The organism is Streptomyces sp. NPDC051664 (assembly GCF_044453545.1).
In the GTDB taxonomy this organism is placed as follows: domain Bacteria; phylum Actinomycetota; class Actinomycetes; order Streptomycetales; family Streptomycetaceae; genus Streptomyces.
In genome coordinates, this window is the sequence record NZ_JBITCU010000001.1 from 401,889 (window position 1) to 426,866 (window position 24,978).

23 protein-coding genes are annotated in these 24,978 nt (G+C 70.2%); 13 read left to right on the plus strand and 10 right to left on the minus strand.

Features of this window, described 5'->3' with window-relative positions:
• Positions 1-25 precede the first annotated feature (25 nt).
• The 3 genes from ACIA8E_RS01765 to ACIA8E_RS01775 all read left to right on the plus strand — a co-directional run bounded on the left by ACIA8E_RS01765 (position 26) and on the right by ACIA8E_RS01775 (position 3,423).
• Positions 26-1,402 carry an FtsW/RodA/SpoVE family cell cycle protein gene (locus tag ACIA8E_RS01765; RefSeq protein ID WP_399293130.1) on the plus strand — a complete coding sequence of 459 codons (1,377 nt, stop codon included), beginning with the start codon at positions 26-28 and terminating at the stop codon, positions 1,400-1,402.
• Positions 1,399-2,856 carry a penicillin-binding transpeptidase domain-containing protein gene (locus ACIA8E_RS01770; RefSeq protein ID WP_399293132.1) on the plus strand — a complete coding sequence of 486 codons (1,458 nt, stop codon included), beginning with the start codon at positions 1,399-1,401 and terminating at the stop codon, positions 2,854-2,856. Before ACIA8E_RS01765 ends, ACIA8E_RS01770 begins: the two co-directional genes overlap by 4 nt.
• Before the next feature lie 87 nt (positions 2,857-2,943).
• The gene (locus ACIA8E_RS01775) at positions 2,944-3,423 is read left to right on the plus strand and encodes a DUF3291 domain-containing protein (RefSeq protein WP_399293134.1); all 480 of its coding nucleotides are present in this window, start codon (positions 2,944-2,946) and stop codon (positions 3,421-3,423) included.
• On the opposite strand, the gene ACIA8E_RS01780 is transcribed toward ACIA8E_RS01775, so the two are convergent.
• The 3 genes from ACIA8E_RS01780 to ACIA8E_RS01790 form a co-directional block, all read right to left on the minus strand.
• Positions 3,424-4,233 (minus strand): hypothetical protein, encoded by an 810-nt coding sequence (locus ACIA8E_RS01780; protein ID WP_399293136.1) that lies wholly within the window; start codon positions 4,231-4,233, stop codon positions 3,424-3,426.
• Between the two features lie 59 nt (positions 4,234-4,292).
• Positions 4,293-4,493, minus strand: a complete 201-nt coding sequence (locus tag ACIA8E_RS01785; protein WP_399293138.1) for a hypothetical protein — start codon at positions 4,491-4,493, stop codon at positions 4,293-4,295.
• 236 nt (positions 4,494-4,729) lie between these two features.
• Positions 4,730-5,833: a ferritin-like domain-containing protein gene (locus ACIA8E_RS01790; protein WP_399293140.1), complete on the minus strand. Its 1,104-nt coding sequence runs from the start codon at positions 5,831-5,833 to the stop codon at positions 4,730-4,732.
• Positions 5,834-6,011: 178 nt separating this feature from the next.
• Between ACIA8E_RS01790 and ACIA8E_RS01795 the strand changes: the two genes are divergently transcribed.
• From ACIA8E_RS01795 to ACIA8E_RS01815, 5 genes are all read left to right on the plus strand, one after another.
• Positions 6,012-6,947, plus strand: a complete 936-nt coding sequence (locus ACIA8E_RS01795; RefSeq protein WP_399293142.1) for a diiron oxygenase — start codon at positions 6,012-6,014, stop codon at positions 6,945-6,947.
• A 41-nt stretch (positions 6,948-6,988) separates the two neighbouring features.
• Entirely contained in the window at positions 6,989-7,741 is a 753-nt protein-coding gene (locus tag ACIA8E_RS01800) for a TetR/AcrR family transcriptional regulator (protein ID WP_399293144.1), read from the plus strand.
• Between the two features lie 34 nt (positions 7,742-7,775).
• On the plus strand, positions 7,776-8,042 hold the full coding sequence (locus ACIA8E_RS01805) for a hypothetical protein (RefSeq protein WP_030915852.1): 267 nt from the start codon (positions 7,776-7,778) through the stop codon (positions 8,040-8,042).
• A gap of 84 nt (positions 8,043-8,126) precedes the next feature.
• A complete protein-coding gene (locus ACIA8E_RS01810; RefSeq protein WP_399293146.1) occupies positions 8,127-10,823 on the plus strand; it encodes a PQQ-binding-like beta-propeller repeat protein in 2,697 nt (898 codons plus the stop codon).
• A gap of 146 nt (positions 10,824-10,969) precedes the next feature.
• Positions 10,970-12,142, plus strand: coding sequence for a C40 family peptidase (locus ACIA8E_RS01815; protein ID WP_399293148.1), 1,173 nt, complete (start codon positions 10,970-10,972; stop codon positions 12,140-12,142).
• 59 nt (positions 12,143-12,201) lie between these two features.
• Here ACIA8E_RS01815 and ACIA8E_RS01820 read toward each other — a convergent pair whose 3' ends face one another.
• Positions 12,202-13,011 carry a hypothetical protein gene (locus tag ACIA8E_RS01820; protein WP_399293150.1) on the minus strand — a complete coding sequence of 270 codons (810 nt, stop codon included), beginning with the start codon at positions 13,009-13,011 and terminating at the stop codon, positions 12,202-12,204.
• Positions 13,012-13,082: 71 nt separating this feature from the next.
• On the opposite strand from ACIA8E_RS01820, the gene ACIA8E_RS01825 reads away from it, so the two are divergent.
• Positions 13,083-13,280 carry a helix-turn-helix domain-containing protein gene (locus tag ACIA8E_RS01825; protein WP_399293152.1) on the plus strand — a complete coding sequence of 66 codons (198 nt, stop codon included), beginning with the start codon at positions 13,083-13,085 and terminating at the stop codon, positions 13,278-13,280.
• 1,153 nt (positions 13,281-14,433) lie between these two features.
• Positions 14,434-14,934: a GNAT family N-acetyltransferase gene (locus tag ACIA8E_RS01830; RefSeq protein ID WP_399293154.1), complete on the plus strand. Its 501-nt coding sequence runs from the start codon at positions 14,434-14,436 to the stop codon at positions 14,932-14,934.
• Between the two features lie 400 nt (positions 14,935-15,334).
• Here ACIA8E_RS01830 and ACIA8E_RS01835 read toward each other — a convergent pair whose 3' ends face one another.
• From ACIA8E_RS01835 to ACIA8E_RS01855, 5 genes are read right to left on the minus strand one after another with little or no spacing between them, the layout of a single operon-like run.
• A complete protein-coding gene (locus tag ACIA8E_RS01835) occupies positions 15,335-16,582 on the minus strand; it encodes a styrene monooxygenase/indole monooxygenase family protein (protein ID WP_399293155.1) in 1,248 nt (415 codons plus the stop codon).
• A gap of 43 nt (positions 16,583-16,625) precedes the next feature.
• Positions 16,626-17,276, minus strand: coding sequence for a GTP-binding protein (locus ACIA8E_RS01840; RefSeq protein ID WP_399293157.1), 651 nt, complete (start codon positions 17,274-17,276; stop codon positions 16,626-16,628).
• Complete coding sequence (locus tag ACIA8E_RS01845; protein WP_399293159.1) at positions 17,257-17,667, minus strand: DUF742 domain-containing protein; 411 nt, start codon at positions 17,665-17,667, stop codon at positions 17,257-17,259. The genes ACIA8E_RS01840 and ACIA8E_RS01845 overlap by 20 nt, the downstream gene beginning before the upstream one ends.
• On the minus strand, positions 17,667-18,146 hold the full coding sequence (locus ACIA8E_RS01850) for a roadblock/LC7 domain-containing protein (protein ID WP_326605761.1): 480 nt from the start codon (positions 18,144-18,146) through the stop codon (positions 17,667-17,669). Before ACIA8E_RS01850 ends, ACIA8E_RS01845 begins: the two co-directional genes overlap by 1 nt.
• Positions 18,143-21,064, minus strand: coding sequence for a nitrate- and nitrite sensing domain-containing protein (locus tag ACIA8E_RS01855; RefSeq protein ID WP_399293785.1), 2,922 nt, complete (start codon positions 21,062-21,064; stop codon positions 18,143-18,145). Before ACIA8E_RS01855 ends, ACIA8E_RS01850 begins: the two co-directional genes overlap by 4 nt.
• Positions 21,065-21,429: 365 nt before the next feature.
• Here ACIA8E_RS01855 and ACIA8E_RS01860 point away from each other — a divergent pair, with 365 nt between their 5' ends.
• A complete protein-coding gene (locus ACIA8E_RS01860) occupies positions 21,430-22,215 on the plus strand; it encodes a hypothetical protein (RefSeq protein ID WP_399293161.1) in 786 nt (261 codons plus the stop codon).
• 134 nt (positions 22,216-22,349) lie between these two features.
• On the opposite strand, the gene ACIA8E_RS01865 is transcribed toward ACIA8E_RS01860, so the two are convergent.
• Positions 22,350-22,847 carry a MarR family winged helix-turn-helix transcriptional regulator gene (locus tag ACIA8E_RS01865; RefSeq protein ID WP_399293163.1) on the minus strand — a complete coding sequence of 166 codons (498 nt, stop codon included), beginning with the start codon at positions 22,845-22,847 and terminating at the stop codon, positions 22,350-22,352.
• 225 nt (positions 22,848-23,072) lie between these two features.
• On the opposite strand from ACIA8E_RS01865, the gene ACIA8E_RS01870 reads away from it, so the two are divergent.
• The gene (locus ACIA8E_RS01870) at positions 23,073-23,921 is read left to right on the plus strand and encodes a lysozyme (RefSeq protein ID WP_399293165.1); all 849 of its coding nucleotides are present in this window, start codon (positions 23,073-23,075) and stop codon (positions 23,919-23,921) included.
• A 219-nt stretch (positions 23,922-24,140) separates the two neighbouring features.
• Positions 24,141-24,905, plus strand: a complete 765-nt coding sequence (locus tag ACIA8E_RS01875) for a polysaccharide deacetylase family protein (RefSeq protein ID WP_399293167.1) — start codon at positions 24,141-24,143, stop codon at positions 24,903-24,905.
• Positions 24,906-24,978 lie beyond the last annotated feature (73 nt).

Consider the following 24,978-nt stretch of genomic DNA (forward strand, 5'->3'; position numbering starts at 1 on the left):
TCCACCTCTTGCTACGTTGCGGGACATGACCGCAACGCCGGACGCACCCCCGCCCGAGCTACGCCTGCCCAAGCGGCGCGGGGTCGAGCTCTCGCTCCTCATCGGGGCAGTCCTCATCTCCGTCTACGGCTACGCCGCCGTCGGTCTCGCGCGCAACGACGCGGTCCCGCCCGATGTCGCCGGTTACGGCGCCGGCCTGGGGCTGCTCGCCCTCCTCGCCCATCTCGCCGTCCGCTTCCGCGCCCCGTTCGCCGATCCGCTGCTGCTCCCCATCGCCGTCCTGCTCAACGGTCTCGGCCTGGTGCTGATCTACCGGCTCGATCTGGAGACGCCCAAGGACCAGGCCGCACCCACCCAGCTCATCTGGTCGACGCTCGGTGTCGCTTTCTTCACCGTGGTCGTCGTCTTCCTCCGCGACCACCGGGTGCTCCAGCGGTACGCCTACCTCTCCGTCGCCGCCGCCCTCGTCCTGATGATCGTGCCGATCTTCTTCCCCGCCGTGAACGGCGCCAAGATCTGGATCCGGGTCGGCGGATTTTCCTTCCAGCCCGGCGAGTTCGCCAAGATTCTGCTCGCCGTCTTCTTCGCGGCGTATCTCGCCGCGAACCGCAACGCCCTCGCCTACACCGGCCGCAAGTTCTGGCGGCTCCAGCTCCCCACCGGCCGTGTGCTCGGCCCGATCGTGGCGATCTGGCTGCTCAGCGTCTGCGTGCTGGTCCTCGAACGCGATCTGGGCACCTCGCTCCTCTTCTTCGGCCTCTTCGTGATCATGCTGTACGTGGCGACCGGCCGGACCGGCTGGATCGCGGTGGGACTGCTGCTCGCCGCCCTCGGCGCCTTCGTCGTCGGTTCCTTCGAACCGCATGTGCACAGCCGGGTACAGGACTGGCTCGATCCGTTCGCCACCATCGCCGCGGGCCGCGGACCCAGCCAGCTCGCCCAGTCGCTGTTCGCGTTCGCCGCGGGCGGGATGCTCGGTGCCGGGCTCGGTCTGGGCCACTCCATCCTCATCGGCTTCGCCGCCAAGTCCGACTTCATCCTGGCCACAGCGGGCGAGGAGCTAGGGCTGTCCGGGCTGACCGCGGTCTTCCTCCTGTACGCGCTGCTGGTCGCCCGGGGCTATCGGGCCGGCCTCGCCCTGCGCGACCCCTTCGGGCGGCTGCTGTCGATCGGGCTCGCCTCGATCCTGGCCCTCCAGGTGTTCGTGATCGCGGGGGGCGTGATGGGGCTGATCCCGCTGACGGGCATGGCGATGCCGTTCCTCGCCCAGGGCGGTTCGTCCGTCGTCACCAACTGGATCATCGTGGCGCTGCTCATCCGTGTCAGCGACGTCGCCCGCAGACCCCACCCCGACCAGGTGGAGACCGGGGTCGTCGCACCGATCACGGAGGACAGGTCGTGATCCGCTACATCCGGCGAGCCGCCGCGTTCTGTCTGCTGCTGCTCATGGCGCTCCTGCTGAACGCCGCCCGCATCCAGGTCTTCCAGGCAGACGAACTCAACGACAACCCCGCCAACCGCCGCCGGACGATCGTCCGTTACGACCAGCCGCGCGGCGACATCATGGTCGGCAAGAAGTCCGTCACCGGTTCCCGGAACACCGGCGAGCAGCTCAGCTACGAGCGCACGTACACCAACGGCCCGTTGTACGCACCGGTGACCGGCTACGCCTCGCAGACGTACGGTACGACGCTGATCGAGAACGCCGAGGACGGCATCCTCTCCGGCACCGACCCGATGCTCGCCCCGGTCCCCCTGTGGAACGAGATCACTCGAAGCCGGCAGCCCGCGGGCGACGTCGTCACCACCATCAAGGACTCGATGCAGCGCGCCGCCTACGACGGGCTGGGCAGCCGGCGGGGCGCGGTCGCCGCCCTCGAGCCGTCGACCGGCAAGATCCTGGCTCTGGTCTCGACCCCCTCGTACGATCCGGGACGGCTCTCCGGCACGGGTTCTTCGGTCACCGACGCCTGGCGGCAGCTCAACGCGGCGAAGAGCCAGCCGATGCTGAACCGGGCGATCCGGCAGACCTATCCGCCGGGTTCCGCCTTCAAGATCGTGACGGCTGCGGCCGCGCTCGACACGGACGTGGTAACGGACCCCGACGCCTACACCGACACCCCGTCCCCCTACGTGCTGCCCGGGACCAGCACAACGCTCCCCAACGAGGCGCGCGGCTGTGAGGAGGCGTCGCTCGCCGAGGCGATCCGGGTGTCGTGCAACACCGTGATGGCCCATCTGGGGGTGCAGGTGGGCCTGGACGGGATGGTGGAAGCGGTGCGGAAGTTCGGCTTCAACGACACCGGGCTGAAGATCCCGTCCGGGGTGGCGAAGAGCAACTTCGACACCGATATGAGCGACGACCAGCTGGCCCTGTCGTCGATCGGGCAGTACGACACGACGGCGACACCCCTGCAGATGGCGATGGTGGCGTCGGCCGTGGCGAACGGCGGCGAGCTCAAGTACCCGTACCTGGTCGACCGTACGACAACCCAGGGCGGCACCACCGTCCATCAGAACAACGCGCGCTCGTACCACCAGGCGATGAGCCCGGGTACGGCGACGCAGCTGCAGCGGATGATGGTCGACGTCGTGGAGCAGGGCACCGGGTCCAACGGTGCGATCTACGGGGTGACGGTGGGCGGCAAGACCGGCACCGCGCAGCACGGCATCGACAACACCGGTATGCCGTACGCCTGGTTCATCTCCTGGGCAAAATCCCCGGACTCGGGGCAGCCGGTGGTCGCGGTCGCGGTCGTCGTCGAGGACGCCGCCGCGAAGCGGGCGGACATCAGTGGGGGCGGCAGCGCGGCTCCGATCGCCAGGTCGGTCATGGAGGCGGCACTGCGGGGCTGAAGGTACGGGCTGCCCGGTTGCGGACCGGGTCGTCCCGCGGCGCGGAACGGTCCGTGCGGCGCGGAGCGCGCTGATTACTGTGCGGCCATGGCATCTCTCGCGCCGCAACCCGGCCACGAACTCGCGCAGGTGAACATCGCCCGGCTCGGATTCCCGCTGCACTCACCCGAGTTGAAGGACTTCGTCGACGCCCTCGATCCGGTCAACGCGGTCGCCGACCGAGCCGCCGGCTTCATCTGGCGGCTCCGGAGCGAGACCGGGAACGCCACCGACGTACCGGTCTTCGGCGACTCCTGGCTGATCGTGAACATGTCGGTGTGGCGGGACAAGGACGCGCTGGCGGCCTTCATGTACCAGGGGCAGCACCGCGAGCTCCTCGCCCGGCGCCGCGAGTGGTTCGAGCGGGTGGCGGAGGCGATGACCGCCCTGTGGTGGGTGCCGGCGGGTGAGCGCCCCACGGTGCAGGACGCCGAGGAGCGTCTGCGGCATCTGCGTGAGCACGGTCCGACGCAGCGGGCGTTCACCCTGCGGACCAGCTTCCCGGCCCCGGCCGCCGCTGCGGGCTGATCAGCCGATCGGCCTGCGCGACTCGGCCCTGACCTCGGCCGTGTCCGCCGCCGCCTGCTCCAGGTCCACGCTCTTCGGGTCCTGGACCGCGGTCTTGGGAGTGACCAGGCCGACGAAGGCCGCCGTGTTGTCATCGCCCCAGGCGCACATGGGGATGGTGCTGGTCACTCCGGCGTTCTTCGACGTAACGACCTGACAGGCCACCGTGATGTCGTATCCGTCGGGCGTGAACTCCCTGGCGGGTACGACGACGGTCATGCCCTTCTCTCCCGCGGCGCCCTCCAGGATCTTGTCCCGCGTGAACTCGGGCATCCTGATCCGGCCCCACATACCGGAGATGACCAGAACGCCGTCCTCGGCGGAGCTGTACCGGGTGACGACGGCCTTCACATCACGGACGCTGGGGTCAGGGACCTCCTCGACCTCTTTGCCGTCGGTCGACGACGTGTCCTCGGCGAGCGTGTACTCCTCGTCCAGCAGCTTCTTCGGCACGGTGAGCCGGTATTCGGCCTCCGGGAAGCCACCCACGACCGACTTGCCGGCTCCGACCAGCTGGAAGGCGGTGTAGCCGAGGGCGCCGACCGCCACCAGTGCGGCGGCCGCGATCCCGATGACCATGCCGGTCCGCTTCTTCCTCGGCGGCTGGGCGCCGGGCAGGCCGGGCATCCCTGGCTGCCCCCACGGCCCCTGCGGCGGCAGTTGCTGCTGCGGATAGCCGTACGGGGGCTGCTGGGCATACGGGTTGTGCTGCGGGTGCGGGGGCTGGGGTGGCCCGTACGGGCCCTGCGGCGGCTGTGGCGGCATGGTCATGGCGCCCAAGTTACGTCACGCATGCGAACGCCGATTCGACACAGTGTGGCCGTCTCAGCTCAACGGCTCACGACTGCGCAGCCACTGGGCCGGCGCTCCGCCGACCCGGTGGCCGCGGGTGTGCGGCGGGCGCGGATCTCGTTGCGGGCCTGCTGGGGCGCGCGGAAGAGCGGGAACCATCGCTCCCCGGACGCATCACCGAGTGAGAGTCCTTCAAGGCTTCGGCGGGCGGCCGCCAGGTCTGCGGGCGGGGGCGTCATGAGGACCGTCCTGGCGCCCGGGGCGGCGGGTGTACATCCCTTATGGACGCGTACGGACGGCGTCCGGCCCGAGATCTCGCGGACTGTGCCACGGCGTCCGTGCGTCACCACCGAGGGCGTCGCGGCGACGTCCCCCGCACTGCCGTACTGCCGCACTGCCGCAGGAGCCGGTGCCGGTGGGCGGTCTCGCGGCCGGCCCCGGGCGCCGGCCGCTGAAGGACCTGGTAGCGGGCCGTCTACGCCGCGCCGTCCGCTATCGCGTCCTCGACCTCCGCCACCCGGGCCTGTTCCTCCGCCGCGAACCGGTCGCGGTCCAGCTGTTCGGCGATCTCCTCGTCCTGGACCATCAGCAGGTCCAGGTTGGAGTCGCCGAGCTCGAAGACGCCCATGTCGACGTAGGCCTTCTGGAGCCGTTCGCCCCACAGCCCTATGTCCTTGACGCACGGCACTATCCGGCTGAACAGCAGCTTGCGGAAGAGCTGCAGATACTCCGAGTGCTCGGAGAGCTCCTTGGCCTCCTGCTTGCCTATGCCGAAGTTCTGCAGCACCTCGACACCGCTGAGCCGGTCCCGCATCAGGTAGCAGCCCTCGATGACGAACTCCTCGCGTTCACGCAGTTCGGCGTCGCTCAGCTGCTTGTAGTAGTCGCGCAGTGCCATCCGTCCGAAGGCGACATGGCGGGCCTCGTCCTGCATGACGTACGCGAGGATCTGCTTGGGCAAGGGCTTGGTCGTGGTGTCACGGATCATGCCGAAGGCGGCAAGGGCGAGCCCCTCGATGAGGACCTGCATGCCGAGGTACGGCATGTCCCAGCGTGAGTCGCGCAGGGTGTCGCCCAGCAGGCCCTGCAGGTTGTCGTTGACCGGGTAGAGCATCCCGACCTTCTCGTGCAGGAACCGGCCGTATATCTCCGCGTGCCGGGCCTCGTCCATGGTCTGGGTCGCGGAGTAGAACTTCGCGTCCAGATCGGGGACCGACTCCACGATCCTGGCCGCGCAGACCATGGCGCCCTGCTCGCCATGGAGGAACTGGCTGAACTGCCAGGAGGTGTAGTGCTTGCGCAGCTCGCCCCGGTCCTTCTCGGTCATCTTCGCCCAGTGCGGCGTGCCGTACAGCGTGAGCGCCTCGTCCGGGGTGCCGAGCGGGTCGGCGGGGTCGACCTCCAGGCTCCAGTCGATGCGCTTGTTGCCGTCCCACTGCTTGTCCTTGCCCTTCTGGTAGAGGGCGAGAAGGCGCTCGCGGCCGTCGTCGTACTCCCAGCTGAAGCGGGCGGCGCCGGAGGCGGGCACCTGCCACAGCGGTTCCTGGGGGGCGGTGGTGTAGAGGTCGTGTGTCGACACGGACGGCTCCTTCGCCTCGCATGGTTCGATAAGTTCCGTGGCGGTTACGTCAGTTGGCAGGTTCACACGTTGGTAGACGCCGGGTCAACAAGTCGTGCGCAAGGGATTGACGGTCTTGCTGACAAGCAGTCTCATAAGAAGTGACCGCTGGTAACCCACGTGTGAGGTGCCCTCAGCCATGACGACAGTGACCGAACGCGACGTGCAGATGCTCCGCGACGCACTCGGCCCGCTCCGGGACCGCGAGCAGATCGCCGAACGCCTCCTGGAGTCCTCGGCCAAGCACTCCTTCGATCCGGACACCGAGCTCGACTGGGATGCGGCCGTCGAGGACGGCAAGTGGTTCTGGCCGCCCGAGCTCGTCTCGCTCTACGACACCCCGCTGTGGCGGAAGATGTCCGAGGAACAGCGGATGGACCTGGCCCGGCACGAGGCGGCGTCGCTGGCCTCGCTCGGCATCTGGTTCGAGATCATCCTGATGCAGCTCCTGGTTCGACACATCTACGACAAGCCGGTGACCAGCAACCATGTCCGGTACGCACTCACCGAGATAGCCGACGAGTGCCGGCACTCGATGATGTTCGGCCGCATGATCCAGTGGGGCCGGGCGCCCAACTACCCCGTCCCGCGCGTCTATCACAACCTCGCGCGGGTGCTGAAGACCGTGTCCACCACGCCCGGATCGTTCGCCGCGACCTTGCTCGGCGAGGAGATCCTCGACTGGATGCAGCGGCTGACCTTCCCGGACGAGCGCGTCCAGACGCTGGTGCGGGGCGTGACCCGGATCCATGTGGTCGAGGAGGCGCGGCACGTCCGCTACGCCCGCGAGGAGCTGCGCCGGCAGATGGTCACCGCACCTCGCTGGGAGCGCGAGTTCACCCGGCTGAGCTGCGGGGAGGCGGCGCGCGTCTTCTCCGTCTGCTTCGTCAACCCGCAGGTGTACGAGAACGTCGGCCTGGACCGCCGCGAGGCCGTCGCCCAGGTGAAGGCGAGCGGCCACCGGACGGAGGTCATGCAGACCGGCGCGAAGCGGCTGACGGACTTCCTCGACGACATCGGTGTGCTGAACGGGGTCGGACGCAGGCTGTGGAAGAGCTCGGGCCTGCTGGCCTGACCCGGCTCCCCCCACCGAGGGGACGGCTTACGCTTCGAGGTATGACCTCTGCTGCCGCAGCCCCGCCGAACCGCGCGTACCAAAGGCTCAGCGTCGAGGAGCGCCGCACGCAACTCCTCGGTGCGGCCCTCACCCTCTTCGCGCACCGGGCCCCCGACGAGGTCTCGCTCGACGAGGTCGCGGCGGCCGCCGGAGTCTCCCGTCCTCTCGTCTACCGTTACTTCCCCGGTGGGCGGCAGCAGTTGTACGAGGCTGCGCTCCGGTCCGCCGCCGACGAACTGGAGCTGTGCTTCACCGAGCCGCCCGTGGGCCCGCCCACCGAACGGGTGGCGCGGGTGCTCGGCCGCTATCTCGCGTTCGTCGACGAGCACGACACCGGGTTCAGCGCGCTGCTGCGCGGTGGCAGCGTCGCGGAGACGTCCCGGACGACGGCGATCGTCGACGAGGTGCGGCGGGCGGCGGCCGAACAGATCCTGCTCCACCTCGGCCGCGGCAGCACGCAGGCACCGGGCCCCCGGCTGCGGATGATGGTGCGGACCTGGATCGCGGCCGTTGAGGCCGCCTCCCTGATCTGGCTGGACGAGGAGAAGCAGCCCCCGGCGGACGATCTGCGCGCCTGGCTGGTCGACCAGCTGATCACCCTGCTCGCGGCCACTGCGGCGACGGACCGGGAGACGGCGTCCGTGGTGGCGGAGCTGCTGCCGCTGGAGACGGCCGACGGTCCGGCCGGGCGGCTGGCCGCCCGGCTCGTCCCGGTGGTCGCCGAAGCGGCGCACCTGCTGCCGCCGGACTGAGTGCCGGAACACGCCTCTGGGTCAGACTGGGGGCGTGAGAAGCGAGAACACCACCTTCAGGGGCGGCCCGCTGGACGGGCGCGTCCTGCCCGTCCTCGTCGGCGCGACCGGCCATCCGCCCAAGTGGTACGAGGTCCCGGTGCCGGATGCCGACGGCGGACCGGCCACCGTGTACACATACCGGCGGGTCCCGGCCGGATACTCCAAGCGGCTGGGTGTGCAGCGCGGCTGGGTGTACGAGTACGCCCCGGAGGGCCGCGAGCGCCACACTCCCAAGTGGCCCTGGTCGAAACCGAACTGACCCGCGCGCATCCCGGCTGCGCGCACCGGACCCTCTAAGATCGACGGATCCATGGTCACGAGAACGGTCACAAGGGGGTGCGCCATGGAGGCGCTGCGTCAGGACGATCCACGCCGCTTCGGTCCGTACACCGTGGTGGCGCGGTTCCGCGAGACCGCGAGCGCCGTGCAGTACCTCGCGCACGACGCGGCCCTCGACCACACCGTCGTGGTCACCGCGGCCCGCCCCGAACTGGCCGCGCTCCCTGCCTTCCGCCGCCGCTTCGAGGCGGAGACACGCACGGCGGACCGGCTGGCGGGTGGCTGGGTCCAGCCACAGGTCGTCACCCGTACGGCAGAACACGCGGACGAGGACGCGGACGGACCAGCGGACGGGCAGCTGTGGACGGCCGTGGCGTACGTACCAACGCTGACGCTCGCCGAGGCGATCGACTTCGCGGGCCCCCTCCCTGAGCGTGCGGTGCGGATACTGGGCGCGGGCATCGCCGAAACCCTCTCCCGGGTGCACGCCACCGGGGCCGTACTGGAAGGGCTCGCCCCCAGGACGGTGCTGCTGGCCGAGGACGGGCCCCGTCTCACCGCCTTCGGCCCCCTGGCCGCGGCGGCCGACGCGGAGGCCCGGCCGGGCGGGCAGCTGTCCGTACGGCTCGGCTATCTCACCCCGGAACAGGTCGAGGGCAAGGAAGCCGGACCCGCGTCCGACCTCTTCGTACTGGGGCTGCTGCTGGCGTATGCGGCGACCGGGACGACCCCGCTCGCCGACGGACCTGCGGCGGAGGCCGCCGAACGGATCGCCCGTACCGAACCGGAACTGGACGCGGTCCCGGAAGAACTGCGCGGCCTGATCGCGCGCTGCCTGGCCAAGGACCCGGCCGACCGGCCGACCGCGGGCACGGTGGCGGCGGAACTCGCACTGGAGGGTGCGGCGGGCCTGGCCAAGGGCGGCTGGCTGCCGGAGCCGCTGTCCCGGGCGGTCATGGAACAGGCGGGACACGTACGAAAGTTGGCGGCGGATCCGGATGACCGTCCGGTCGAGGCCGCGACCGGCACCCCCGTCGACTCGCCGACCCACGGTCTGCTCGGCGCCCTCGGCCACGACTCTGCCGACGCGGCCCCCGACGGCCCCGCCGACGCCCGGCCCGACACCCCCGCCACCGGGGACGACGACGTCCGGACCACCCGCATCGGCAGCGTCGGCAGCCCCCGTGCGCCGGAGCCCGACCGGCCGACCACCCAGCTGTCCATCCCGCGGGAGCGCAGCGGGCCTCCGGCCGAGCTGCCCACCGGCCTGCCACCCGTCGCACCGCTCGTGCCGCGGCCTCTTCCCGCTCCCACGACGCCGGCCGCACCGGCACCGGCCGTCCCCGCATCGACCGTCCCGGCAACAACCCCCACCGCTCCCCCTCCCTCTCCTCCCCCTGCCGGTCCGGTCAACGCTCCCGCTCCCCCTCCCGCAGTCCCCTCCCTCGACCGTCGCACCCTGCTTGTCGGTGGCGTCGCCGGTGCTGCCGGCATCGTCGTCGGGGGCGGGGCCGTGCTCGCCTTCAAGTCCGGCGGTTCCGAGGACCAGGACGACGCCAAACCCGCCCCGGCCCTCACGCGCCCCACCGTCGCCGGACTGCCACCGCAGCCGCGCTGGGTGTACACGCATCCCGACGCCGAGCCCGCGCCGATCACCGCCGCCCTCTGGCTCGACCGGCTGCTGGTCCTGACCGGCGACACGCAGGCCGTCGGGATCGATCTGCGCTCCGGCCGCCGCGTCTGGGAGTGTGCGGACGGAGCCAAGGGGCAGGCGGCCCTGCCCGCCGGCGAGGATCTCTGCTTCGTCGCCGGGCCGTCCGAGTTCCTCTGGCTGTCAGCCAGGAACGGACAGGTCATGCACCGGGTGTCGTACGAGGACGGGTTCAAGGACGCGCCCCATCTGACGGTGTCGGACATCGTCGGCCAGTCCGGACCGGTCATCTGGTTCACCGGCTCCCACAAGGTCACCGTGAAGGCCAAGAAGCCGAAGAAGGGCAAGAAGCCCGGCAAGGACACCCAGGCCGTCGTGTCGTTCCTGTTCGCGTACGACGTCGTACAGCGCAAGGAGGTGTGGCGGACCTCCGTACCCACCGGACGTGAATCGGCCGCCCCCGCCTATCGGTTGATCGCCCTCCGGCCGGACGCCATCGTCGTACGTCAGAAGAGTGCGACGCTCAGTCCGGGAGACGTCAGGGCCGCCAAGGGCAAGGCGGTCTTCCGCGGCTTCGACCGCGAGAGCGGGAAGCTGCTGTGGACCAAGTCGTTCGGCAAGGTCGGGCCGGACGAGGCGGCCGTCGGAGACGACCGGGGTCTGCTCTACGCGGCGGTGGGCGACGATCTCCAGTCGTTCGAGATGCCCGGTGGCAAGCCGGACTGGACCCTGAACGGCACCGCCGGCTCCGTGTTCGGGACCTCGGTGCCGGCCGGAACGCTCCTGCACACCACCAACCGCAACCAGGAGGTCGGCGCAGTCGACCGGGCCACCGGAAGGCCGCGCTGGCGGCGGTCCACGGAGGCGGCGCCCGGCGGCGCAGCGCCCGCGGTCACCGTCAGCCTCTCCGGCAAGACCCTGCTGGCCGCCGGAGGGGCGCAGGTCACCGCGTTCGCGGCGGCGGACGGGCGGCGGCTGTGGAAGTTCCAGGACATCGGCGTGCAGGATCCGAAGGGGGCCACGGTCACCGCTCCGTACCGGGTGCTGGCGTTCGGGAAGACCGCCGTGGTCCAACGCGAGCGGATCTTCTACGCGTTCCCGGTGGCGTGAGCCCGCGGCAAACCCGCCTTCCGGGGGAACCCCGCGGCCGCCACGCCGCGGGGTTCTTGCATCGCCCGACACCCGGTGACCGTATGGATGTGTCGCGCTCACTCATGGGGTAGTCCCGCGATCGCCCCGTCATCGGAGGTGATCCCGTGTCAGGCACGGTCCTGCGCACCGTCTGCTCCGCGGCGCTCGCCGCCCTCGTCCTGGCCTCCCCCGCCGTTGCCGCCCCCGTGGCACCGGACCCCGGTCCCTCGGACGTGGCCACCGGCAAGGGCCCCGACTCCACCAAGAGCATCGCCGAGCTGCTGACCGAGCTGCGCACGCTGTACCGGCAGGCGGAGGAGGCCACCGAGACGTACAACGGGACCGTGGCCGAACTGAAGAAACGGACCGCCGAGGCGAAACGGCTCGGTTCCGCCCTCGCCGCGGCCCGGCTCGCACTGGCCCGCAGCCATGACGAAGCGGGGCGGCTGGCACGTGAGCAGTACCAGGGACGGTCCGACTTCTCCTCGTACGCACAGCTGCTGCTGGCCCGCGATCCCGAACACGCCCTGGACCAGGGGCATGTGATCCAACGGGTGGCCGCCGACCGGGCCGCGACCGTGAAACGGCTCACCGACACCGCGAAACACGCAGACGGCCTGGCCACCGCAGCCCGCAAGGTACGCGACAGACAGCGGGTGCTGGCGGCACGGCAGAAGAAGCAGCGCGACACGGTGCGGGCGCGCCTGCGGAACGTCGAGAAGCTGCTGGCCACCCTCTCCGCCGAAAAGATCGCCCAGATGTCCCGGCTGGAGCAGCAGGCCACGGAGAAGGCCCAGGGCGCGCTGGTCGCCTCGGGCGCCCTGTCCTCGTCCCGGCAGCCGTCCGAGGCGGGCGGCGAGGCGGTGAAGTACGCGATCGGGCAGGTCGGCAAGCCGTATGTGTGGGGTGCGGAAGGGCCGGGGTCGTTCGACTGCTCCGGGCTCACCTCAGAGGCCTGGGCGATCGCGGGCCGGCCCATTCCGCGGACCTCGCAGGAACAGTGGCAGCGGCTGCGGAAGGTGCCGCTGAACACGCTGCGCCCGGGTGACCTGGTGATCTACTTCCCGAAGGCCACGCACGTGGCGATGTACATCGGCAACGGCCTGGTGGTGCAGGCGCCCCGGCCGGGGACTCGGGTGAAGGTCTCACCGGTGGCGTCGAACCCGCTGCTCGGCGCCGTGCGGCCGGATCCGGAGAGCGCGTCGTTGCGCACCTACGAGCGGCCGGAGCTGCCCCGGCATGCGTCGGACGGCTCGGACACGGGATACAGCGCCTCGTCCGCCCCGACCGGCGCGTAGCCGCACACGCCACAAGCCCCCACCTGCGAACTCTCCCGGATGGCCTTCTCCGAACGTCGTCAGTACGCCCCGAACGACCAGAAGACGCCCACCTCGTCGTCGGTCACCGCGATCAGGCCCAGGTCCTCGAAGAGGTCGAGGCCGTTGAGGTACTCGGAAGTGAGGAAGCCATGGGATTCAGTGCCTTGGAGGCCTGCTCCGAGGAAGTCCGGGGCCGGGTCGGCGGCGGCGGCCGTCGCGTTGGTCCAGTAGCGCGCGGTGGGCCCGTACCGGTCGAGCAGGGTTCGGGCATCCGCCAACACGGCGTCCCGGTCCGGGCGGGAGCGGACGGGGGCGGGCTCCGACTGCCATTCCTCGGCCATGATGGCGAGCGCGGCGACCGCCGCCTCCGCCCCCAGGAGGTACAGGCGGTCGGGGAACTCCGATGCGTCCGGGGGGTCGAAGGGGTACGCGGGCACCGTGTGGCGGGCGGCGTTGGTGCGGTCCCAGTCCAGTCGGACCCAGCCCCGGGGGTCAGGGACCGACCGGTGCAGCACGGCGTGGACGTCGTGCGCCCAGTCCACGTGCCGCCGGGGGCCGGTAGCCGCGAAGGTGTACGTGTCGTCGAGCAGACGCAGCGCCGCCGCGTTCCAGGGACAGCGACGGCGGCGGAACTCCGCTAGCAGACTGCCGACTTGACGGGCAAATGTGTCCTTCGGTTCGCAGGGGATGCGCCGGAGCCGGTCGAGGGCCCAGTGGGCGAGCTCGCCCACTCCTTCCGCTGCAAGGCAGACCGGCCCCTGCGGGAGCGGGAGGTCTGTTCCGTCCCGGAGCGCCTCCAGGTGCGCATCGAGCAGGTCCAGGGCGGTCCGGTCGGCAGGCAGGGACATTCCGCCACTCTAGGCCGTCTCTTTCGGACTGAGCCGGCCTGAGGTGATCGGCAGGACGCGCGCTGCGGCGAATGATCCGGAGGAGTGACGACACCGTGCGCGGTGCGGTCCACCGCTTCGCGGCGCGCGGGTTCGACGCGCTGGTGGACGCCCCGCGCCCGGGGTGCCCGGCCTCGGTCACCCGCGAGGACCGCGAGGCACTGGGCGCCCTGCTGGACGAGTCCGCCCAGCAGGGACGAACGTGGACTGCCGCCGCGCTGTGTGACTGACTGGTCGCGGAACGGGGCTGCGGGTCTCGGCGGCCTGGCTGACCGAGTTGCTCCACCGGGACGGGTTTCAGTGGAAACGGACCCGGGACACGCTGCGGCACAAGGCCGGCCCCGTCCCCCGCAAGCCGCCCGGGCCCAGCTGGACGGCTATACGGCTGGGCGCGATTACAGGTTTGCGGGACCTGCACTTCCTCTACGAGAGCGGATCCGCGCCGACCATGCCCACGGGAGACACCTGGTCACGGGCAGGGCATCGGGCCGTCGTGCCGCGCGAGGACAAGAAGGGTCGGCGCCTGAACGTGCTGGGCGCCTCGGCCGTGGGACGGCATGTCGACCTGGTGTGGGAGAGGAGCTGCGGAACGCGTCCAAGGACCAGGAACGAACTTCGTCAAGGCCGCTCAGGGGCGTGTGTCACCGTGAGGCCCGTCCGGGCGGGCGCGGAGAGGCTCCCGTACGCTCCCCGCCGTAGACTTGTCAGGGAGCCTGAGCCTTGCCGGACGACCAGTTCAGGCGGTCACCGCGAGATTGCTCGCGCCAAGGGCGGCGGGATCGGAGTTTCCCACGGCTCCGGCCATCGCGGGCTCGCTCTCCAATGAGCGGAAGCCTCTGCCTCGCTTTGTGAGTGGTGGAATCCCCTCAGGAAGGACGTGGGCCAGATGAGCCACCTTGTGAGCCAGGTGCCCATCAGTGACATCACAATGGCCGCTTCGGCTGTGCGCTGGATTTTCCCCCTCGCTATAGCAGTGGTCGTAGTCGCTGTTCTGCTTGGCCTCGTCTGGTGGGACGCGCGCCGTCGGTCTCGGGCACGACAGCAGGGACCACGGGCCGAGCATTCCTCCCGAAGCGGCGAGAACTTGAGGGATGCAGATGATTTCGGGGAAGGTCTCAGCCCGTATGAGATCAACCGGCCCTCTTCGCCGGGGGACGCACACAAGGATGACAACGGCGGGGCTTTCGGCAGTGGAGGCCCCGGCGGCTGACGGGTCGGCGACCCCGGCGATGCACCGCATCCGACGCCGCGCGCAGATCCATCAGATGTTGCGGGACGGCCGTCAGTACTCCAGTCATGGATCGTCATGTGCCTTGGGCTTGGCGCGTCTGTCGCCGGCGGAAACCAGGTGGCACCGGCGTACCGCCTGGGTAAGGTTGGGCAATGCCCGAACTGAAGCGGCTGCATGTCAGTCATGCCCCGGCGGTCCTGGCCTTCGAGTTGGCGAATCGTGCCTACTTCGCTGCCGCGGTCGGAGACCGAGGCAGCGAATTCTTCGCCCGGTTCACCGACAGGTACAACGCCTTGCTGGCTGAGCAGGAGGCGGGCATCTGCGCCTTCTACGTGCTCGTCGCCGAGGACAGCTCGGTGCTCGGCAGGTTCAACCTGGTCGACATCGAGGACCATACTGCGGAACTCGGCTACCGGGTCGCGCAGCACGTCGCCGGCCGCGGTGTGGCGACCGCGACCGTCCGGGAAGTGTGCCGACTGGCGGCGGCCCAGCACGGGCTGCACACATTGCGAGCGGCCACGGCCCGCCAGAATGTCGCGTCCCAAAAGGTGCTGACCAAAGCCGGGTTCGTCCCTGTCGGTCGCGCCGACCCAGCCCACATCGGCGGTAAGCCCGGCACCTGGTATCAGCGCGACCTGACGCGCCAGCCGTAGAGCGTGATCTTGCCTGGGCACCGGCTGGGGGAACGCCGCGGCCACCGCTGATCATCGGTCTGTAAAAACTGAGGATCTTGCGCTGGTCGCAGGTCACAGCGTAAGACCCCGCCTGCTGGCAGAAAGCGTTCGAGGGCCTGATGGGCCGATTCGCGAGGATCGAACCCTGGCGCCGGGTCAAGGACTTCGCGCTCGGGCTGTCCGAAACCAGGAAACCGGCAACTCCGCTACTCACCGTGGCAGTGACGGGCCGTCGCGGGACCCGTCACCACTCGACTCGCAGATCAGGGAGAGAAGCCCGCGAGCCACCAGCGCCCGCTCCCGGCCGGGCCGCCTGTGGGCCGCCCGAAGGCGGCCCACAGGCGTCAATGCGCACCAACGCTGACCAGTACCTTGAAGGTCAGGCGGCGGATGCGGCCCCGGACACCTGGGCCAGGTACGCGTTCGTCTTCTCCGGGTCGAAGAAGAAGTTGTCGAAGTCCGCCGGGTTGTCGAACCCGTTGGCGAAGCGGTCGGCGACCGGCTGGAGCTGGCCGGCGGCGCCGATCAGGTTCAGCACGTGCTCCGGCGGTACGCCGAGCATGGCGTTCGTCCACTTCACGACGTGCTGCGCGGTGTCCCAGTAGCGGTCGAAGGTGGACTGCATCCAGTCCGCGTCGAACGGACGGTCGCCGTGCTCGATGATCGACCGGAGGTACGCCTCGGCGCACTTGGAGGCCGAGTTGGACCCCTGGCCGGTGATCGGGTCGTTTGCGACGACCACGTCCGCCACGCCGAGCACCAGACCGCCGCCGGGCAGGCGGCCGATCGGCTGGCGGACGGTCGGGGCGTAACGGCCCGCCAGGGTGCCGTTGGCGTCCGTCAGTTCGACCTTGGTGGCACGGGCGTACTCCCACGGCGTGAACTGCTCCATGAGCTCCAGCGTCTTCGCGAGGTGCTCGGAGGGGTCCTTGATGCCCTGGAACACGTCCAGCGGGCCGCCCGGAATGCCTTCCCAGAACAGGATGTCGGCGCGGCCGGACGTGGTCAGGGTCGGCATCACGAAGAGCTCGCCGACGCCCGGGACCAGGTTGCAGCGGACCGCGTCGAACTCGGGGTGCTCGGGGCGCGGGCCCATGCCGTGGACGTACGCGACGGCGAGTGCGCGCTGCGGGGCGTCGAACGGCGAACGGGACGCGTCCCGGCCGAACATGGAGACCAGCTCGCCCTTGCCCGCGGAGACCATCACCAGGTCGTAGGTGCGGGAGAAGTAGTCGAGGTCGGAGACGGCCGCACCGTGGATGACGAGCTGTCCGCCACGCTGGGCGAACGTCTCCATCCAGCCGGCCATCTTCACGCGCTGGTCGACGGACTGGGCGAAGCCGTCCAGCTTGCCGACCCAGTCGATGGCGCGCGAGGAGTCGGGAGCGGCGACCGAGACGCCGAGGCCCTCGATGCGCGGGGCCTGGGACTCCCAGAAGTTGAGCTGGAGGTCGCGCTCGTGCTGCAGGGCGGTGTCGAACATGCACTGCGTCGACATGACCCGGCCGGACCGGATCTCGTCGGCCGTGCGGTTGGACATCAGGGTGACTTCGTACCCACTGGACTGCAGTCCGAGGGCGAGCTGGAGACCGGACTGGCCGGCTCCGACTATGAGTATCTTCCGCATCGCGGTTCTCCGTTACGTGTACGTGTACGTGCGCGTGTTGTGTCTACGCGGGTGTGGCGTCAAGAGCGTGGCCCACAAGGGCCAGCAGCGACTCGACGACCGTGATCCTGTTACGCGCGTCCATGATCACAACGGGTATGTGAAGGGGTATGGTCAGGGCCTCCCTGACGTCCTCCGGCTCGAATCCGGGTGTTCCCTCGAAGTGGTTGACCGCCACGATGTACGGGAGTCCGCAGCTCTCGAAGTAGTCGAGCGCAGGAAAGCAGTCGGAGAGCCGCCGGGTGTCGGCGAGCACGATCGCTCCGATCGCGCCGCGCACCAGGTCGTCCCACATGAACCAGAAGCGCTGCTGTCCGGGTGTGCCGAACACGTACAGCACGAGGTCGTCGTCGAGGGTGAGACGGCCGAAGTCCATCGCGACGGTCGTGGTGACCTTGTCGGGCGTCGCGGTGAGATCGTCGGTCTCCTCGCTGGCCTGGGTCATCAGCGCTTCGGTCTGCAGCGGAGTGATCTCGGAGACCGACCCCACGAAGGTCGTCTTGCCGACGCCGAACCCGCCCGCGACCACGATCTTCGTGGCTATGGGAGCCCTGGTGCGGTCCAGCTGCCATGCCTGCAGTGACTCTTCGGTCTGGCCCTCCGTTCCCGGCTGACGCGGGGCGGACAGCAGCGAGTCAGAGACGGCGGAGTCCATTCAGCACCCTTTCGAGCAGTGCGCGGTCGGGCTGGCCGGTGCCGTGACCGGTCCCGTACACACGGATCTTTCCCTGGTCGGCCAAGTCGCTGAGCAGCACTCGGACCACGCCGAGCGGCATCTTCAACAGGGCCGAGATCTCCGCGACCGTACGCATGCGGCGGCAGATTTCGACAATGGCCCGGAGCTCCGGCATCACGCGTGTGGTGAGGTTGCCGTTGGTGAGCTCGCGGCGCTCATCGGGCGCTTCGAGCGCGGCCACGAACGTCTCGACGAGGAGGACGTGGCCGAAGCGGGTGCGGCCGCCGGTGAGCGAGTACGGGCGGACCCGGGCAGGCCGTCGGTCGGAACCGCGGACGGGGAGCCTGCGGGCGGGTTCAGCAGCGGGCATCACTGGGCGCTCTCCATCGATTTGCGCAGTTCACTGCGGAGTTCGGGGGTGAGTACGTGTCCGGCACGACCGACGAAGAGCGCCATGTGGTAAGCGATGACGCTCATGTCGCAGTCGGGGGTGGCGTGCACGCCGAGCAGGGATCCGTCGCTGATCGACATGACGAAGACGCTGCCCTCGTCCATGGCGACCATGGTCTGCTTGACGCCTCCGCTGTCCATCAGCTTCGCGGCACCGATGGTGAGAGAGCCGATGCCGGAGACGATGGTCGCGAGGTCGGCGCTCGAACCCCGGGGACCGTCCTGCCGGCCCGTCACTCTGGCTGCGTGGTGGCCTGGGTCGGAGGAGAGCAGCATCAGTCCGTCGGACGAGACAACCGTGACCGAGTGGACCCCTGGCACCTCCTCGACAAGATTGCTCAGCAACCAGTGAAGGTTCCGGGCCTCGCTACTCAGCCCGAATGTGCTGGGCGCAGTCAACTGCGTGCCTCCTCGACTGTGTCCCCCGTGTCATCGGTTCGACCGCCGGGACGGTCTGCCAGCTCGGTGTGCTCGGTCTGTGCGGTGCGTTCGCTCCGGTCGACGTCGAGGGCCGGCCCGGCGCCGACGGCACTGCCGACGCCTTCGGCGATCTCCGCCTCGACATCACGGCGGCCGTTCTTCGCACCCTGGTGGAAGCCGCCGAGGCGACGGCGCAGCGCTTCCTTGTCGAGGCTGCCCTTGCGCTCGGTGACCGGGGCGGAAGCGGGCTTCACGACCTTGGGGGTGCGCTTGGGCAGCCCCTTGTCGGTGATGCGCTCACCCTGCGGCTGCGCCGGCGTCCGGGGGCCGGGAAAGGCCTCCGCGACGGTGGTGACGACCGGGGCGGGAGCGGCGAAGGGCTCCTGGTTCTCGTCCGCGGAGCGCTCGTGGCGGTCGGGTCCGATGGCGTACGGGTCGGACGCCATCGGGGCCATGGGGGCCGGCGAGGCCTCCGTGAACTCGGGGAGCCGGAACTGCATCGTGGTCTCGGCGTCGGTCTCGGCGGCGACCGGCTCGGGTGCAGGCGGCTCGGCGGGCACCGGCTCGGTTGCGACCGGATCCGGTACGGGCGCGGGCACCGGCTCGGCGCCCGGCTCCGCTCCCGCGTCGCGGATCGACTGCTCGGCCGCGGCGATCAGCGGGTCACCCGGCAGCGCGAGTGTCCGGCCCGGCAGGGAGTTGGAGTTGGCCTCCGCCACCGATCCCGGCAGGTTCAGCGCGGGCGCCTCCCCCGGTACCCGCACCGGCGGCGGGGTGGCGGTCGGCGGCGCCTTCGGCAGCAGCGCCTGCGGCAGCACGACGACCGCCGTCACGCCGCTGCCCTTCTGCTCGCGCAGCTGTACCCGGACCCCGTGGCGCCCCGCCAGCAGCGACGTCACCTGGAGTCCGAGGCCCGCTCCGTCCGCGCTCTGACGGCCCGCCTCGAACGAGGCCGGGTCGGCCAGCCGGGCATTGAGCTCGCCCATCCGTACGGACGACATCCCGATGCCCTCGTCCTGAACGGAGAGCATCACCTCGCCGGACTCCAGCAGCCAGCCGGAGAGCTGGACATTGGAGTCGGGCGGCGAGAAGGAGGTCGCGTTCTCCAGGAGCTCGGCGACCAGGTGGCTGAGGTCGTCGGCGGCGAAACCGGCGATCTGGGCGTGCGGCGGCAGCGACTGGATGGTGACCCGCTCGTACCGCTCGATCTCACTGACGGCCGCCCGCAGTACGTCGACCAGGGGGATCGGGCCGGAGTGCCCGTGACCGTGCTCGGCGCCCGCGAGGACCAGCATGTTCTCGCTGTGGCGGCGCATGACCGTGGCCATGTGGTCGAGTTTGAAGAGGGTGGAGAGCCGCTCCGGGTCCTGCTCGCGCTCCTCCAGGCTCTCGATGACGCCGAGCTGACGTTCGACGAGGCCGAGGGTGCGCAGCGAGAGGTTGACGAAGGTGTGGTGGACCGTGTTCTTCAACCGCTCCAGCTGGGCGGCCAGGTCGGCCGTACGGACCTGGAGTTCGGCGCGCTGGAGGGACAGAGCCTCGTGCCCGGCGATCAGCTCGCCGCGCTCCTTCTCCAGGTTCGCGAACCGGCCGTTGAACTCGTGGAGCAGCCCCTGCAGCTTGCCGTGCAGAGCGTTGAGGTTCCGTACGACCTGGGCGAACTCGTCGTTGCGGCCGGTGTAGCGGACCGGCTCGGCGGTGCCGGGCTCCGCGACGAGGCGGGCGGCGCCGATCCGCAGGACGGCGAGCGGCTGGGTGAGCGTGCGGGCCACGGCGGTGGAGACGCCGACGGCGATCAGCAGACAGCCGCCGAGCAGCGCGATGTGCAGTTCGAGCGCGGTGACGTCGTCGTCGCGCAGCTGCTCCAGTCGCTGGATGCGGGCGGTGCCGAGTGCGGACTCGACGCTGCGCATCCGGTCGATGCGGGCGGAGAGTGCCGCCCCGACCTTCTGCCGGTTGACCTGCTGGTCGGAGTCCGACAGCTCGGGGCGGTCGGTGAGCGCGGCGAGGTATTTCTCCGCGTTGTTGACCTCGGGCCCGGTGACCGTGGAGGAGAGCTTCTCGCGGGCGGTGGAGCCCGCGGCCTGGTCGAAGTCGGCGAGCGCGGCGAGTTCGCGGACCCTGGCCTGCTGGGCGGCGGCGCTCAGCTCGTCACGGTTGCGGTCGTCCTCGCTCGGGCCCTCGTCCTGGGTCTGCACGGGCAGCCCGGTGAACGGGTCGATCTGCGGGGTGGTGGCCACCTCGCGGGGCACCGACAGCGCGGCGACCAGCAGCCCGCGGGTGGCGGAGGCCTGCTCGGCCGCCTGGCCGAGGGCAAGGGGCGCACGAGTGGCCTCGGATGCGCGCGGCGGGGTCTTCTCGGCCAGTTCGTCGGCGACGTCCTGCAGCTTGGCGATGACCTCGGAGTACGCCTGGTGGGCCGCGAGCGCCGAGCCCTTGCCGGTGAGCGCGGTACGGCGCAGCGAGGGGATCGTGGAGAGGTCGCGGCGCAGCGCGGCGGGGGCCGTGCCGCGGATCTCGTCGACCTGCTGGTCGACGCGGGCGCTTCGGCTGCTGGGCCCGTCGCTCTTCGGGCCGGACTTCTCGTCCCGGCCGCTCGCGATGTAGGCCGTGACCTCGTCGCGCTCGTCCGCGAGGGCGTGCGCGAGGGCCACCGCCTGCTGATTCAGCTCGGCGAGCGTGACCAACCGCTGGGACTCGTTCAGTTCGGAGGAGGCACCGAGCGCCGCGGGCGCGCCCGCGGCGATGACGGTGATACCGACGACCGCGACGCCGGCGACCAGCCGGCTGCGTACGCGTACGGTGCGCCGAGTGGGCTCACCTTCGGCCGGCGGCAGAGGTGTCGCCCCGGAACCGCTTCGCTTGCTGCCCTTGCTCCGAGGCCGCTTCTTCTGCACCGGTGCTCGCAATCTTGACTCGTCCACCCTTGAAGCAGAGGTGACGCTCGGTCACATGGAACGGCGCCCCGACCGCCTGGTACGGCTTCTGACCATTCCAGTGCTTTTGAGAGGGGGGCGCGCATCGACCGCTCCGCCACCTGAACGAGTGAACATCACTCCAGAGTTGACGAACAAGTCTCCCCACGCGCGTCGCCGTGCACACCTTGGCCACGGGCTGGAACTTCCGCGCAGGCTTTGGCAGGATGCCCGCCCGCACGCCGCTCGGAGCCATTCCTTCCGCTCAAGAGGTGCGGCTGACCTGCTCGTACGGTCCAACGCCGTGCTCGTGCAGGGTCGGTGAAGGCGTCGTGCAGACTTGCCGTATGCGTATCGAACTCACCACCGCCCCCGGTAGCCCCGAGCGCCCCAACGAGGACTGGGCGGCCACCGCACTTCCCGCCTCCGGCCAGGGCGGGACGCTGGTCCTGCTCGACGGCGTCACTCCGCCGCAGGGGGACGACGGTTGTGTGCACTCCGTCCCGTGGTTCACCGCTCGTCTGGGCGGCTCTCTGGTCGAACTGTCGGGTTCGCGGCGGGATCTGCCCCTCATGGAGGTCCTCGCCGAGTCCATCCGGCGCACCGCCGACACGCACCGTTCCTCCTGTGACCTTTCTCACGTACGCACACCGCAGGCGACCGTCGTGATCGCGCGCTGGGACGAACGCGAGATCGAACACCTGGTGCTCTCCGACTCGGTGCTGCTGTTCGAGTCGACGGACGGCTCGGTACGCGCGCTGCTCGACGACCGGCTCGACCGGCTGCCACCGGGCTCCCTGGCCACCGAGACGATCGCCGACGCGCAGGTGCGCAACAAGGAAGGCGGCTTCTTCACCGCCGCCGCCGACCCCTCGGTGGCGGCGCGCGCCGTGACCGGGCGGACGCCGCGCGCCGAGGTACGGGCGCTGGCCGCACTGACGGACGGGGCGAGCCGCTGGACCGAGATGTTCCGCGAAGGGGACTGGGCGGCCTGCCTCGGGATGCTCCACAAGGAGGGCACACAGGGGTTGATCGACCGGGTCAGGGCACTGGAGGACGCGGACACCGAGCGCACGTATCTGCGGCGCAGCAAGACGCACGACGACGCCACGGCGGTGTACGCGGTGCTGTAGGCCACCCAGGTACGGGGCCGGCCCGGGTCAGGCGCGTGGACGGCACCCTCCGGTGGGCGGTTTCCACGGGGCAGGGGTCCGAGAACACCTGGGAATGCCGTTCCGGTCCGGCCTGGGGCCGGGCCCGGATCGTGTCACTCCTCGGCGCGGGTGTTCAAGTGGTGCAGCAGCCGGGCCAGTTCCGCCACCTCGGCCCGGTCCCAGTCGGCGAGCTTGCGTACGTATCGCTCGCGGCGGGCGTCGCGGACGCTGCGGTAACGCGCGAGTCCCTCGTCGGTGAGGTGGACGAGGAAGGCCCGCCCGTCGGCCGGGTCGGGTTCGCGTGCCACCAGTCCGAGGTCCTCCAGGGCGCGCAGTTGACGGCTCATGGTCGCCTTGCCGACCCCGAAGTACGCCGCGAGATCGGTGGCCCGTTGCCGCCCCGCCGACTCCAGTTGCACGAGGAGTCCGTACGCCGCGGACTCCAGGTCGGGGTGGACCTCTCGCGCCATTTCACCGGAGCTCGACCGCGCCCGGCGCAGGAAGACGGCCAACTCCCGCTCCAGTGCCAGGAATTCGTGGTCCACACCAGTTTCCCCGGTCGCGCCGGGTTCACTACCGCTTTCGCTCCCGTGCACGTCAACACCCCTCATGAGCTTTCCTGCCGCTGAAAGTTTCTTTCACCGCCGGTCATCGCCGCAGCTCCGCCAGTATTTCGCAGGCGTAGACCAACGGCAGCGTCCGGGCCCCCTTCCGCCGCACGGGTCTACGTGCGTAGCGTCATTCCTGGCATGTTCACACCATCACATGTCACAGGGGTGCGCCGAGCCGCCCCCCTGGGTCGGCAGATCCCCCCACCGAGACCTCGGAGGCACGCAATGCCCGTGCACAGATCCGGATCCGGAACGACCCGCCGCTCACGCTTCGCGGCGCTGGGAACGCTTCTCGCAGCACTCTCGCTTCTGCTCACCCTGCCCGGTGCGGCCACCGCGGCCGGCTCCCCCACCGCCACCACCACACCCGCCCGCGGGTCTGCCACGATGGGCATGGGCGTCATCGCCCATGACGGTCAGGGCGGCCTGCCGCGTGACACGCGCGCCGTGCAGACCGAAGGCGTGGACGTCAGCAGCCACCAGGGCAACGTCGACTGGGCGACCCTCTGGAACAGCGGTGTCCGGTGGGCCTACACCAAGGCCACCGAAGGCACGTACTACACGAACCCCTCCTTCGCCCAGCAGTACAACGGCTCGTACAACGTCGGCATGATCCGGGGTGCGTACCACTTCGCCACCCCGGACACCACGAGCGGTGCCACCCAGGCCAACTACTTCGCGGACCACGGGGGCGGCTGGTCGCAGGACGGCAGGACACTGCCGGGCGTCCTCGACATCGAGTGGAACCCGTACGGCGACCAGTGCTACGGCAAGACCGCGGCCGCCATGGTCTCCTGGATCCGCGACTTCGTGAACACGTACAAGTCACGCACCGGCCGCGACGCGGTCATCTACACCGCGACCAGCTGGTGGCAGGCCTGCACCGGCAACAACGCGGGCTTCGCCGCCACCAACCCGCTCTGGGTGGCCCGCTACAACACCACCGTCGGTGAACTCCCGGCCGGCTGGGGCTTCTACACCATCTGGCAGTACACGTCGTCCGGCCCGTACGTCGGCGACCACAACCACTTCAACGGCGCCCTCGACCGCGTACAGGCACTCGCCAACGGCTGAGTCGCCCCGCAGCGCCCCGTCGGGCCCCGGTGACGCACCCCGTCACCGGGGCCCAGTCGCGTCCACCGCGCCGACAGGGCCCGGCAGCCCGTCCCGACCAGGCAGTTCATCCCACAGGCAGGACCTCCGACCCGCTATACACCTCACGTATACACGGTATGTATAGTCGCGGCTGTCGCACGCCGTGTGCGCCGTTCGGCAACGAGGGAGTGACCCGCCTTGCGCAGGAAGACGAAGTCGATCGGTACGGGGACGGCCGCCGCTCTTGCGGCGGCGCTCACCCTGACGCTGAGCAGCTGCTCGACGCCGACCACCGCCCCGGCCTCACAACGGGCGGACGCAGCTTCCGACGCCAAGGGCTTGTTCGGCCCGGTGGACTGCCGCAGGGCGAAGTGCATAGCGCTGACCTTCGACGCCGGTCCGAGCGAGGACACCCCGCATCTCCTCGACATCCTCAAGGAGAAGAAGGTGCACGCCACCTTCTTCCTGCTGGGCAAGAACCACGTGCTCAAGCACCCCGACACCGTGCGCCGCCTCCAGGCGGAGGGCCACGAGGTGGCCAACCACACCTGGTCGCACGAGATCCTGACGGACAGGAAGCCCGCCGAGATACGTGCCGAGCTGGAGAAGACACAGGACGCGATCGCGGAGATCACCGGCAGGAAGCCGCGGCTGATGCGCCCGCCGCAGGGCCGGACCGACGACACGGTCTCCGGCATCAGCAAGGATCTGGGGCTCGCTCAGATCCTGTGGAGCGCCACCGCCAAGGACTACTCGACGACCGACTCCGCGCTGATCAAGAAGCGGATACTCGACCAGGCGAGCAAGGACGGCATCATCCTGCTGCACGACATCTACAAGGGCACCGTGCCCGCGGTGCCGGGCATCATCGACGCGCTGAAGAAGCGCGGCTACACCTTTGTGACGGTCCCCCAGCTGATGGCCCCGTCCGAGCCGGTGCCGGGCACCGTCTACCGCCCCTGAGCACGGCCTGCCACCGGCTGTCTGGAGACCGCGGACACCCGGGGACATGCGGAACGGCCCGCACCGCCCTCTC

Coding starts and splice junctions, on each gene's coding strand:
- ACIA8E_RS01765 (WP_399293130.1), top strand. CDS start 26: ATGACCGCAACGCCGGACGCACCCCCGCCCGAGCTACGCCTGCCCAAG.
- ACIA8E_RS01775 (WP_399293134.1), top strand. CDS start 2,944: ATGGCATCTCTCGCGCCGCAACCCGGCCACGAACTCGCGCAGGTGAAC.
- ACIA8E_RS01780 (WP_399293136.1), bottom strand. CDS start 4,233: ATGACCATGCCGCCACAGCCGCCGCAGGGCCCGTACGGGCCACCCCAG.
- ACIA8E_RS01785 (WP_399293138.1), bottom strand. CDS start 4,493: ATGACGCCCCCGCCCGCAGACCTGGCGGCCGCCCGCCGAAGCCTTGAA.
- ACIA8E_RS01795 (WP_399293142.1), top strand. CDS start 6,012: ATGACGACAGTGACCGAACGCGACGTGCAGATGCTCCGCGACGCACTC.
- ACIA8E_RS01800 (WP_399293144.1), top strand. CDS start 6,989: ATGACCTCTGCTGCCGCAGCCCCGCCGAACCGCGCGTACCAAAGGCTC.
- ACIA8E_RS01810 (WP_399293146.1), top strand. CDS start 8,127: ATGGAGGCGCTGCGTCAGGACGATCCACGCCGCTTCGGTCCGTACACC.
- ACIA8E_RS01820 (WP_399293150.1), bottom strand. CDS start 13,011: ATGTCCCTGCCTGCCGACCGGACCGCCCTGGACCTGCTCGATGCGCAC.
- ACIA8E_RS01825 (WP_399293152.1), top strand. CDS start 13,083: ATGATCCGGAGGAGTGACGACACCGTGCGCGGTGCGGTCCACCGCTTC.
- ACIA8E_RS01830 (WP_399293154.1), top strand. CDS start 14,434: ATGCCCGAACTGAAGCGGCTGCATGTCAGTCATGCCCCGGCGGTCCTG.
- ACIA8E_RS01835 (WP_399293155.1), bottom strand. CDS start 16,582: ATGCGGAAGATACTCATAGTCGGAGCCGGCCAGTCCGGTCTCCAGCTC.
- ACIA8E_RS01840 (WP_399293157.1), bottom strand. CDS start 17,276: ATGGACTCCGCCGTCTCTGACTCGCTGCTGTCCGCCCCGCGTCAGCCG.
- ACIA8E_RS01845 (WP_399293159.1), bottom strand. CDS start 17,667: ATGCCCGCTGCTGAACCCGCCCGCAGGCTCCCCGTCCGCGGTTCCGAC.
- ACIA8E_RS01860 (WP_399293161.1), top strand. CDS start 21,430: ATGCGTATCGAACTCACCACCGCCCCCGGTAGCCCCGAGCGCCCCAAC.
- ACIA8E_RS01865 (WP_399293163.1), bottom strand. CDS start 22,847: ATGAGGGGTGTTGACGTGCACGGGAGCGAAAGCGGTAGTGAACCCGGC.
- ACIA8E_RS01870 (WP_399293165.1), top strand. CDS start 23,073: ATGCCCGTGCACAGATCCGGATCCGGAACGACCCGCCGCTCACGCTTC.